We start from the raw sequence: 10,372 nt of genomic DNA on the forward strand, positions 1-10,372 counted from the left end.
GTATTTTGTCGTGCGCTAATGTACGCTTTAAAGCCAGTTAATTAATCTATACTTTTATAGCTGTACTTTACATTGAAACACCTAGTTCAAAATGTAATGATAACTATTATCAAATAACCCTTGCAATTTACCACACCAGCCTACAGATAGAGTACAAGGTTTACTTACAATAAATAATTACCAAGCGAGTGCGTAATGAGCATTCTCAGCCGCTGGTTTAATCCTTTTAAGGAAGAATATTATGACTCAGTTTAGAACAGAATCAGATAGCATGGGCGAGTTACAAGTCCCTGCTAATGCACTATATCAAGCGCAAACTCAGCGCGCTGTGAATAATTTTGCCATCAGTGGTTTAGCTATGCCTAAGCAGTTTATAACCGCCCTTGCTTACATTAAACAAGCGGCAGCGCAGAGCAACTTTGAGCTTGGGCACCTAAGCAAAACTAAAGCTAAAGCAATAGAGCAAGCATGCCAAGAAATTATTGATGGTAGCCATTATGAGCATTTCCCGGTCGATATATTTCAAACTGGCTCGGGTACTAGCTCAAATATGAATGCCAATGAAGTGATTGCCACTTTAGCAAGCCGGCTAGGCGATGAAAGCATTCATCCTAATGATGATGTAAACATGGGGCAAAGCTCTAACGATGTGATCCCTACTGCCATTGCCCTGAGCAGCGCAATAAATGTGGTGTACGAATTACTCCCTTCACTAGAAAAACTATCACAGCATTTAGAACACAAAAAAGCCGAGGTTGGCGCTATAGTAAAAACCGGCCGCACTCATTTAATGGATGCTATGCCGGTTACTTTTGGGCAAACTCTAAGTGCCTGGCAAACGCAAATTAACCATGCCGCGGCTGGTATAAGGCATAGCCTAGAGCGTGTTTGCGAACTAGCGCAAGGTGGTACCGCTGTAGGAACAGGTATTAATGCCGATCCACAATTTGCACCGCTATTTGCTAATAATCTCAGTGCCAACGTAGGTATTAGATTTACGCCTAGCAGTAACTTTTTTTACAATATTGGTTCGCAAGATGCCATTGTCGCGCTTTCAGGGCAATTAAAAGTACTTGCTGTAGCGCAAATGAAAATAGCCAACGACTTGCGCTGGATGAACTCTGGTCCATTAGCTGGTTTAGGTGAAATAGAGCTTGAAGCACTGCAACCCGGATCATCTATTATGCCCGGCAAAGTAAACCCAGTGATCCCCGAAGCGGCAGCTATGGTGAGCGCCCAAGTAATTGGTAACGACGCTACAATTACCGTTGCCGGCCAAGCAGGTAATTTTGAGCTAAATGTAATGCTGCCGGTAATTGCTTATAATATTTTACAAAGTATAGAGTTACTCGCTAATAGCGCCCAAGCACTGGGAGATAAAGCCATTGCTAGCTTTACAGTAAATCAGCTAAATATTGATAAGGCACTGGCTAAAAATCCTATTTTAGTAACCGCGCTAAATCCGGTGATCGGTTATGAAAAAGCAGCCAAAATAGCGAAACAAGCATATAAAGAAGCTCGCCCAATTATTGATGTTGCCGAGCAAGAAACTGATTTATCGCGCAGCGAGCTCGAAAAGCTACTTAACCCCAGCAAGTTAACCCAAGGCGGGCTGTAAATATTCACAGTAATTAATAACGGCTTTAATTGCTTGATAATAGAGTTTTTATTGCCGTAACAAATGCACAGTGTATGATAGTGGTGAATAATTCACCACTATCAGGATTTGTTATGCGTACACCATTGCTAGCTATATTTTTACCACTGTGTTTAACCGCTTGTTTAGATAACCCCGTAGCAGAAACAGAAAAAACAACTGCCAGCGAAGCAACAACGCCATCGCAGCAAAAACTACAACAACTGCAAAAAAGTAACAAAGCAGAATTACATGCCCCAGCCGAAAAACTATCAAATACTGCCATGAAAACAGTTACTCTTGATGACATTAAAACAGCTAAAAATGAATTAAATACGCTCATTGCTAATAAACAATGTGATAGCAGTACGCAGTGCCAAGTAGAAGCTGTAGGTAGCCGAGCATGTGGCGGCCCAAGTAGTTATATAGTGTATTCAACGACAACAGCAACAACTGAGCAAGTCACTGCATTAAGTAAAAAAATCACTACTTTTGAAAGTAACTATAATGCCCAAAATCAAATGGTCAGTATTTGCCAACATTTAACTGCGCCAAGCACGCAGTGTGTAGAAAATAAATGTGTTAAACTTGAAGGCTCAGCAGTAAGTGTATTTTAAGGATAAGGTTATGAGTTGTTTGCCATCAGCAATTAAACTATCAATTGTAAGTATTGCTACTAGTATTTTGTTACTGAGCGGCTGTGCTAGCACAACATCGTCAAGCAATGATCACGGAACGAGTTTAGCGAGTCTTAATAGTCAACTTAACGATATTGTTAGTAACAATAGCTGTACAGCTAGCTTTCAATGTAAAGTGCTTGAAGTAGGTGCGCGTGCGTGCGGTGGGCCAAGTAAGTATGCGGTGTACTCAACACTTAATACCCAACAAGAACAAGCTGAGCAGATTGCACAGCAAATAACAGCACAAGAAAACACGCTAAATAAGGCACAAGGCTTAACTGACTGCCCATCAGTGCTTGAAGTACAATCACTATGTATTAATCAGCAATGCCAACCTTTTGAAATAAAATAATGCTGCAAACAATTTAATTTCAGCGTTATCCTAAATATGGGATTAACGCTGAAATAATTACCACCATTACTAAACAAATCCCCGCCTTAATAATATAGTGCATTGGCATTTTGTTAAGCACCCAATACGCATAAATAAAACGCACAAAGTAGCTTGCCGCAGTACCAAATAATGCAAAAATTAGTAAGTAAGCAATTAAAATTATATTCACGGCAACTCGTTATTTTATCTTTTTAGTTTAAGGGCATAGCGTCTATAACATAAAACTACTTAATTTTTTTTGTATGAGCAATCAAAAGTTCTGCAACGCGTTGCTTTACTACGCGCTTATCATCACTTTGCACATCAAAACGGCTTGCAAGCTGTGCTATTTCATCGTCGTTTAAATTAAACGATAGACGCTGTCGGGTTTTTTTAGACTTTACATCCAAACCGAGTATTTTGCGGATCATATCTGAAGGTGTTAGCTCTTGATCAATCGCTTGCTTTTTTATCGACTTTTGTACTTCGCTACTTAGATCAAATGCCATTTGCGTGGCACGCACTGCCTGCTCTTGGCGTAACCACTTTTCTTTAGCATCACTCACTTAGCGTCTCCTGGAAACAAGTCAACAATGTCGGTAATTGGCCGCGTTAAGGTAAGCGATACTTCGGTTTCGCCACCATCCCAAATCTCAATATTTAAACCAAAGCCTTTATCATCAGACTCTAAACAAATCATTTCACACAGCTCACCACCTTCTTGCTCATAACGTGGAAGAGCTTGATTGCGATAGTCTTTATTATGAAAATAACACACAAATGGCGATTCGCTTTGCTGATAGCTGTTAGCTAAAAACTGCGTAAAACGCTCTGGTATATTTTGCACTGTGATATGCGTTAAAGACTCTTCATCAAAAATACGCGCAAACTGATCAAGGCCAAATATATCTTCTACTTCATCACGTTGTACTTTTATAGAAAAGTTAGCCCATTGCTCACCATCTTCTTGCTCTATTTGTAAAAATACCACTTGGCCGCTGTCACTTTCCAACACAAACTCAGTGTCACTACTGTGTTGATACTGGTAGGTTTGTATATCAATAACGCGAAGAGTTTGCCCTTTTAACCACGCTGGATAAGCAAATGAATCGATGACAGTAAACATGTCACCTTTTTTAAGCTCACTGGCATGATTAAGCTGACGCTCTGGCTCTTTTTTAGATTTGAAAAAATTAAACATAGGAAGGCTGCCTTCTAAGCAAAAAAGGTAACTAAGCTAAAGCCTGGTTACCTTTTTAAATATGAACGTAATTATTAGCTATTTTGCTTGGCTTTAATACGCGCTAAAATATCAGCACTTTTTGGACTGCTGTCGCCAATTCCGGCTTCTGCCATTTTCGCTTTTAAATCGTCGCCGTTTACATCGGCTTCAAGCTCTTTAGCTGCACCTAACTGATCTTGACGGTCTTGCTGGCGTTGCTTAATACGCTCAAGTGATTGGCGAGCCGATGTCATAGACGAGCTGTTAGTGTTTAATGTGCTGTTTACAGCCATAGTAGCTTGTTGCACGCTTTCTGTGGTTTTAACCATAGTTAGCTGGCGTTGGTTTTCTTTAATCGACTTTTCAGCTTCTTTAACTTGCTGTTTAAGCGCTACAATATGATTGCTAAAACCAGATAATACTTGTTCGTTCTCTGCTTTTTCAGCTTCAAACTCGCCAATTTTTTCTGCAATTTCTAATGCTAAAGCTTCGTTGCCTTTTTCCAGCGCTTGCCCAGCATAAGCTTCATGCTCAGCAATAGATGCATCTACAGCGCTAATTTTACGCTTAGTTTGCATTTCTTTCGCCATAACTTCTGTTAGGCTTTTTTTAGCACGGTGCAAAGCATTTTGTGCATCTGCAATTTCTTGCTCAAAAATACGGATACCGTTTTTATCTACAATTGCTTCGCCTGCTTCACGCGCGCCGCCACGTACTGCTGTAAATAATTTTTTTAAAATACTCATAATCTTAACTCCACTAAATCGCTACTAATCGTTTAAATACATGGTCACGGCTTCTAGTGCATCAATAGCATTATCGGCTAATGTCACTAGTTCGTGGGTAATGTCATCTAATGATGAATTTACCGACAGTGCGCCAAAAATCGCGTATTTATTATCGATTTTAGCAAATGCACTTAATGGAATTGGCACGTTTAAACGTAGTAATGTTTCGTTTAACTCGTTACGTAATTCCGGCTTAACTTCATCTTCGTCAAACAAGTAGCTAATGCATAATAACTGCTCTTGTGTTTGCGTAACAAAAATTGGAAGCTCATCATTTTCATCAACAATGACTTGTAATACATCTTGCTCACCTGGATTAGCAATCAAGAAAGACTCAAAGTTAGCGCCTTCTGTTTCAAAAGAAGCTAATTTTATTGAAAGTTCATTTAATTCCATGTCTCTGCCTTTTGTCGTTTGACATATTATGTCTGAGTTAAGATTCTCATGGCCGACATATTATGTCAACCATGTTTTATTAGTTTTTATACAACTCGCTTTCTATTTGCCATGCTGTACGGTAATAATCGTACAGCTGGCCAGAGCCTAACCTATTGACTTCAATATCTTTAATATGTTCGAAATAATTATTCGGAAAAATAAAACTAGCCAGTAAATATTCTTTACTGATCCACCTTGATGGTATCGGCATTGCGGTTACATCGTTGATTCGCCCACTAGCCGATTGCCCCATTTTGGTAGCTATAGTCCAGCCCCACTGTCCAAATGAAGGAATGTTTTGTTGATACTGCTCTACATATTCAAATCCAGCCGCTTTAACCGTTTTAGCAATACTTAAAAAGGCTTTTTTAGCATGATAAGGCGAAGTTGACTGCACCGCCATTGCGCCATCTGGTGCTAGTAATTGGCGTACATGATTATAAAAGTAGTCACTATACATTTTATTTAAATCGGGATGATTAGGGTCAGGTAAATCAATTAAAATAGTATCAAATTGCTTTGCCTGATCGAGCAACTTTTCAACTTCTAAAAAGGCATCACCAACAATAATATCTGCACGCGGATCATGCATAGATTTGCTATTAAGGCTTAACAACCGCTGGCTAATATCTTCAGGCGAAGTAAATTCAGCATCTTTATGGCCAAACAAATTAAGCAATTGCCCATCAAGGTCAATCAGGGTTACTTTGCTCACCGGCCACTTTAAAACATCTCTAAGTGCCAGCCCATCGCCACCGCCAATGATCAGTACCCGCTCATGACGGTTTGACGCCAACATAGCCGGGTAAACTAACATTGAATGATATATTTGCTCATCAACACTAGAGAACTGTAAGCGCCCATTTAAGTATAAATCGGTTATTGGCTGCGGCTGATTTTTACTTAACCGCTCGGTTAGTACCACATGTTGATATTTAGTGGCTTGAGAATAAATAACCTTGTCTTTGTATAAAACATTGCTCAAGTTATCCATCCAACTACTGCCCAATACCAATATAAACGCAAATAATACTAGTAATAACAGGTGACACGCTAATAACAGTTTGGCAAAGCGTACATAGGTGTGATACCGCCATAAAAAAGCAAGCCCAGCAATTATATTAAACAGCGCAGTCCACGCGGCTGCTTGCATTATGGGCATAGACAACATAATGCTAACCCAAATAGCCGCGCCAATTCCGGCGCCTATATAGTCGGCACCATAAATTGTTCCTGCGTTATTTTCTAAAAAACGGCCATAAACATGCTGACGAATACGCGCGATAAGCGGTATTTCCATACCAATAAACAAGCCAAGTATAAGGCCAAATACATAGGGTAAAAAACGCGACCACTCTTGTAGCTTTTGAAATACATAGCCATTGAGTACTACGTCGGGAGGTAAATTAAAAATACTCGAAAACATATGCGGCAGTGAATAGCTAACAGCAATAACGCCGGCAATGGCTAAAATACAGCCCATACCAATCAAAGCAATTATACTTTCTAGCCAAGCAAAGGCGGTAAATGCATCTTTAAACCAACGTGCTAAAAATGCGCCAATGCCCATTGCTACTATCATAGTGCCGATCATCGCATAAATAGCGCTTTCTACTGAGCCAAGTACCCGCCCCGCATAATGAGACAGTAAGTATTCATAAATAAGGCCACACCCTGCGAGTACGGCCATAACGGTAATAAGTAAAATATCGTGCCCAAGTAAACTAAATTTACTTGGGCTTTTTATAGTTGATGACACTCGATTATGCGCCTAATAGTGTTGCCATAGTTATACCTACCGCAAATGATAACGCTGCAGAAATAGCGGCTACACCCACATTTTTTTGACGGTTCACTTCATCTGAAATATCACAGCCAGATAAAATTATTTTAATTGTCACTAAGTGCAAAATAATAAATACCAGTAAACTAACTACTGCACTTATAGCCCAGTACAACAAACTCGCATTAATATTATCGGCTACATAAGGCGCAATCCCCGTTGCTGCGGTAATGGCTAATGCGCTGCCAATTAAAAAACCGGCATAACGAATACCCACGGCTAAGTTGCCATCAATAATTGCTTGTTGTAAGCAATCACCACTTTTATTGGTGCGCTTAAACAGCTGTACGCGATATTGGCTCACTAACAACAGCACTAGGCTGCCAATAACAAAAGCAGCAACCACAATTGGTAAACCATGCCAACCGTCGGTAGCCACCCACAGCAATGCCGAGCGAATTACAATGGCGACACTAACAACGTGGCCAAAGTCGATAACAGCCGCAGTCACGTTACCTTTAACTATTTCGCTATGTAAGCTCACTTTACGCAGCGCAACTTTATCTTGAAAGAAATGCCCAAGCTTAATAAGTAAAATAGCCAGTGCACCATAGCCCAACATTTGCAGAGCTTCTTGCTGTAATGACACTGCAAAAGCACCGCTGCTTACACCTGTAAGCACAATCGCCAATGCAACTAAACCCGCAGCAAAACTAATACCAAATGCAAAGTTATCACGCTCAGTAATTTCATCATTAGCATGCAGGTTAGATACCCAACCCTTAATATATTTAAGACTCACAAACAGCAAAACAATAATTGCAAAATCAATCGCCAGCGCTTGTAGTGACCACATTGTTATTCCATTAAATTCATACATATTACTCTAACTCCAACTTTATTCTTTTACTTACCACGGCTCACGCCACGAGAGGTTCTACTACCGCTGTTACGAACTGAGCCCGAGTTATTGCTATAACTACTCGAACGAGAATAACTACTGCGACTTTTAGGTGGTGTGTAGCTACTTCGGCTTAAGCCTGACGCCCCCGTTTTTTTGCTCGCATAAGGGCTAGTAAACTGCTTACCTTGGCGTTGATATGATTGACGCGTACGTGTTTCTAGCGTGCTCTGCGCTTTAATTTGTTTTGGGCTTGAGTAGCGCGTGCGGCCGTAATCGTTGTAATAACTATATTTACGACCTCGGCTCCAGCTACCATATTCAACACGATTGAATACATCCCCTAAAATACGATACATACCGTACCATTGCCAAAAGCTAGTACCATTGCTGTTAGATTGCCAGTTACCATAATTAGGATTACCCACCATTTGGTTACCAACTCCAGCGCCTTCAGCTTGCTGACTAATAGCACCAATACGCGCTAAATTACCTTTAGACATATCCGCAAGCATATTAATAGGATCGGTTAACGCATCTGAAAATAACGTAGGCTTTGCAGCTTCGCGCAATAAGTCAATACTGTGCAAAGTATCTTCGTAAGGAGGAATAAGGTAGGTGCCCTTAATATCTTTAAGTCGCTGTGCTAAACCACTATAAAGTGCACCTTGACGAGTGGCGTCAAGGGTAATGACATCAACAACTTTTGAAAGTTCTGGTTGCTGATTTTTAAGCTGAACACCGTATTCTTTAAGTAATAATGCATTACGCAAACTACCATTATCAAGCGCAGTACCTAGCTGTGATAGCTCAACCTCCGCTTTTTTAATCGATTCTTGAATTGTTTTTTGCAGTTGCTCTTCTTTAGATTGGCAACCCATAAGCACCGCAAACAAACAAAACAGGCTGAGAAGTTTCCAAGCTTTAATATTTGACATTCATGTCACCTGATTTACTGAATTAACCTCAGTAGTTTTACACAGGTCACTTATTAAACCAACAGTGAAGTTGCAACAAAATGATTTTAAAAATGAATTTCTAGCTTGAGAATACAACGACTCGTTAAAGGCTACAGTCTCCTTGAGCTATTTTTGATGCTCTTTATCGTCGGGTGTCGCTACGCTCGCCCGACCTACGTGGGAGATTTGTGTACATCACTCACCCATCTTCACTTTTCTGCAGACGTAAAAAAGCCCGAATCGTTAAATTCGGGCCTTCTACAATTTGGAACCTGGTAATCTCGTAGTGCCCACAGCGGTAGAAAGTCACAGTGTAAATACCCCACATTCATTGGCTAGTGGTGATGTTTTTATGATTTGAGTGTCGGGTGTCGCTACGCTCGCCCAACCTACGCGGGAGACTTGTGTACATTATTCGTGAGCGTCTAGCGAACTACACCTATGTTTTAAAATTCCAGGGTAACAAGCTGTCGATATCGGGCTCAGGCTGGCACAGTTCATCAAGGCAAGCACAGATGTAATTAAATGGGATTAGACCATTTATCTTGGCGGTTTCCACAATGCTGTAAAGGGTGGCACTAGCATGGGCACCGTTAGCCGTTTGGCTAAATAACCAATTCTTTCGGCCTATCACAAACGGTTTTACCGCGCGTTCTGCTCTATTATTATCGATGCTAAGTCGGCCATCATCAACATAGCGTATGAGCTTGTGCCATTGATTTGCCAGGTAATTAGCTGCCTCTATCAGTTTGCTGTTCCCCACTAAATTTGGCTGATCCTGCTCAAGCCATATTTTTAGCTTGCTAAGAATAGGCAGGCTAACCTCTTGTCTTGCCGTATATTTGTCATCCACACTTTTATCTTTGATGCGTGACTCAACGCCGTACAGTTTTTGGATAAGGCTCAATACCACATCCACTTTGCCGGTTTTGTTTTTACCTTGTAGCTTTTTCGCGTCGATAAATTTACGACGAGCATGCGCCCAGCAGCCGATTAAGGTTGCCTCTGTTCTGGCATAGGCTTGATAGCCATCCACGTGCAAGTACCCTTGATATCCATCAAGATAATTGACCACGCAGGCGGCCGCGCGACTATTGTGGAAGTCGTAAAGTACGATATTAGGGATAGGATTATTCGGGTCTGGTGAATCTCGACCCGAGCAATACACCCACATGTAACTGTTTACTTTGTCCGATTTCACCACCTTTAATGGCGTTTCATCGGCAAACAGCGTGGGTTGCCTTAACAGCTCGGCTTTAAGCCGTTCAACTAATGGCGCGAAGAGTGTGGCTGATTTGTCTATCCAGCTGCTCATGGTCTGTCGACTGAGTTCAATACCGTATTGCTTAAACATCGCTTCCTGGCGATACAGCGGTAACCCGTATTGGTATTTACTGGTGATAAGCTGACTGAGCAAACTGCTGGTTGCAATGCCTTTGTTGATGGGCATGGCAGGCATTGAGGCTTGTTTAATCTGTGTCTGAGTTGAGGATTTATCACAGTGACGGCAGGCGTATTTAGGCCTAATATGCTCAATCACTTTGATTTTAGCGGGTATGAACTCAAGCTTTTCTGACTTATCTTCACCCATT

At 41.0% G+C, this 10,372-nt stretch carries 12 protein-coding genes; 3 read left to right on the plus strand and 9 right to left on the minus strand.

Going from position 1 to position 10,372, the window contains the following annotated elements; all coding sequences use genetic code 11:
- The first annotated feature begins 241 nt into the window (after positions 1–241).
- From AAEZ22_RS10185 to AAEZ22_RS10195, 3 genes are all read left to right on the plus strand, one after another.
- Positions 242–1,618 carry a class II fumarate hydratase gene (locus tag AAEZ22_RS10185; RefSeq protein ID WP_179807272.1) on the plus strand — a complete coding sequence of 459 codons (1,377 nt, stop codon included), beginning with the start codon at positions 242–244 and terminating at the stop codon, positions 1,616–1,618.
- Positions 1,619–1,731: 113 nt separating this feature from the next.
- Positions 1,732–2,253: a hypothetical protein gene (locus AAEZ22_RS10190; protein ID WP_011326775.1), complete on the plus strand. Its 522-nt coding sequence runs from the start codon at positions 1,732–1,734 to the stop codon at positions 2,251–2,253.
- Positions 2,254–2,263: 10 nt separating this feature from the next.
- Complete coding sequence (locus AAEZ22_RS10195) at positions 2,264–2,668, plus strand: hypothetical protein (RefSeq protein WP_350594700.1); 405 nt, start codon at positions 2,264–2,266, stop codon at positions 2,666–2,668.
- 25 nt (positions 2,669–2,693) lie between these two features.
- Here AAEZ22_RS10195 and AAEZ22_RS10200 read toward each other — a convergent pair whose 3' ends face one another.
- From AAEZ22_RS10200 to tnpC, 9 genes are all read right to left on the minus strand, one after another.
- Positions 2,694–2,879, minus strand: a complete 186-nt coding sequence (locus AAEZ22_RS10200) for a hypothetical protein (RefSeq protein ID WP_011326773.1) — start codon at positions 2,877–2,879, stop codon at positions 2,694–2,696.
- Positions 2,880–2,934: 55 nt separating this feature from the next.
- A complete protein-coding gene (locus AAEZ22_RS10205; RefSeq protein ID WP_041454305.1) occupies positions 2,935–3,255 on the minus strand; it encodes a hypothetical protein in 321 nt (106 codons plus the stop codon).
- A complete protein-coding gene (locus tag AAEZ22_RS10210) occupies positions 3,252–3,890 on the minus strand; it encodes a DUF4178 domain-containing protein (RefSeq protein WP_011326771.1) in 639 nt (212 codons plus the stop codon). The genes AAEZ22_RS10205 and AAEZ22_RS10210 overlap by 4 nt, the downstream gene beginning before the upstream one ends.
- A gap of 74 nt (positions 3,891–3,964) precedes the next feature.
- Positions 3,965–4,657: a PspA/IM30 family protein gene (locus AAEZ22_RS10215; RefSeq protein ID WP_011326770.1), complete on the minus strand. Its 693-nt coding sequence runs from the start codon at positions 4,655–4,657 to the stop codon at positions 3,965–3,967.
- Between the two features lie 24 nt (positions 4,658–4,681).
- Positions 4,682–5,095, minus strand: a complete 414-nt coding sequence (locus AAEZ22_RS10220; protein WP_011326769.1) for a YjfI family protein — start codon at positions 5,093–5,095, stop codon at positions 4,682–4,684.
- A gap of 79 nt (positions 5,096–5,174) precedes the next feature.
- A complete protein-coding gene (locus tag AAEZ22_RS10225) occupies positions 5,175–6,896 on the minus strand; it encodes a polyamine aminopropyltransferase (protein WP_011326768.1) in 1,722 nt (573 codons plus the stop codon).
- 4 nt (positions 6,897–6,900) lie between these two features.
- Positions 6,901–7,800: a DUF350 domain-containing protein gene (locus AAEZ22_RS10230; RefSeq protein ID WP_011326767.1), complete on the minus strand. Its 900-nt coding sequence runs from the start codon at positions 7,798–7,800 to the stop codon at positions 6,901–6,903.
- A gap of 26 nt (positions 7,801–7,826) precedes the next feature.
- Positions 7,827–8,759, minus strand: a complete 933-nt coding sequence (locus AAEZ22_RS10235) for a CHAD domain-containing protein (RefSeq protein WP_352297170.1) — start codon at positions 8,757–8,759, stop codon at positions 7,827–7,829.
- 460 nt (positions 8,760–9,219) lie between these two features.
- The coding region (tnpC, locus tag AAEZ22_RS10240; RefSeq protein WP_352297173.1) for an IS66 family transposase at positions 9,220–10,372 on the minus strand (1,153 nt) is incomplete at its 5' end.

The organism is Pseudoalteromonas sp. 20-MNA-CIBAN-0454 (assembly GCF_040308685.1).
GTDB classification, from domain to species: Bacteria; Pseudomonadota; Gammaproteobacteria; order Enterobacterales; family Alteromonadaceae; genus Pseudoalteromonas; species Pseudoalteromonas nigrifaciens.

Excerpts from the sequence above, each read along its gene's own strand:
- AAEZ22_RS10185 (WP_179807272.1), top strand. The coding sequence starts at position 242 with ATGACTCAGTTTAGAACAGAATCAGATAGCATGGGCGAGTTACAAGTC.
- AAEZ22_RS10190 (WP_011326775.1), top strand. The coding sequence starts at position 1,732 with ATGCGTACACCATTGCTAGCTATATTTTTACCACTGTGTTTAACCGCT.
- AAEZ22_RS10195 (WP_350594700.1), top strand. The coding sequence starts at position 2,264 with ATGAGTTGTTTGCCATCAGCAATTAAACTATCAATTGTAAGTATTGCT.
- AAEZ22_RS10210 (WP_011326771.1), bottom strand. The coding sequence starts at position 3,890 with ATGTTTAATTTTTTCAAATCTAAAAAAGAGCCAGAGCGTCAGCTTAAT.
- AAEZ22_RS10215 (WP_011326770.1), bottom strand. The coding sequence starts at position 4,657 with ATGAGTATTTTAAAAAAATTATTTACAGCAGTACGTGGCGGCGCGCGT.
- AAEZ22_RS10220 (WP_011326769.1), bottom strand. The coding sequence starts at position 5,095 with ATGGAATTAAATGAACTTTCAATAAAATTAGCTTCTTTTGAAACAGAA.
- AAEZ22_RS10230 (WP_011326767.1), bottom strand. The coding sequence starts at position 7,800 with ATGTATGAATTTAATGGAATAACAATGTGGTCACTACAAGCGCTGGCG.
- AAEZ22_RS10235 (WP_352297170.1), bottom strand. The coding sequence starts at position 8,759 with ATGTCAAATATTAAAGCTTGGAAACTTCTCAGCCTGTTTTGTTTGTTT.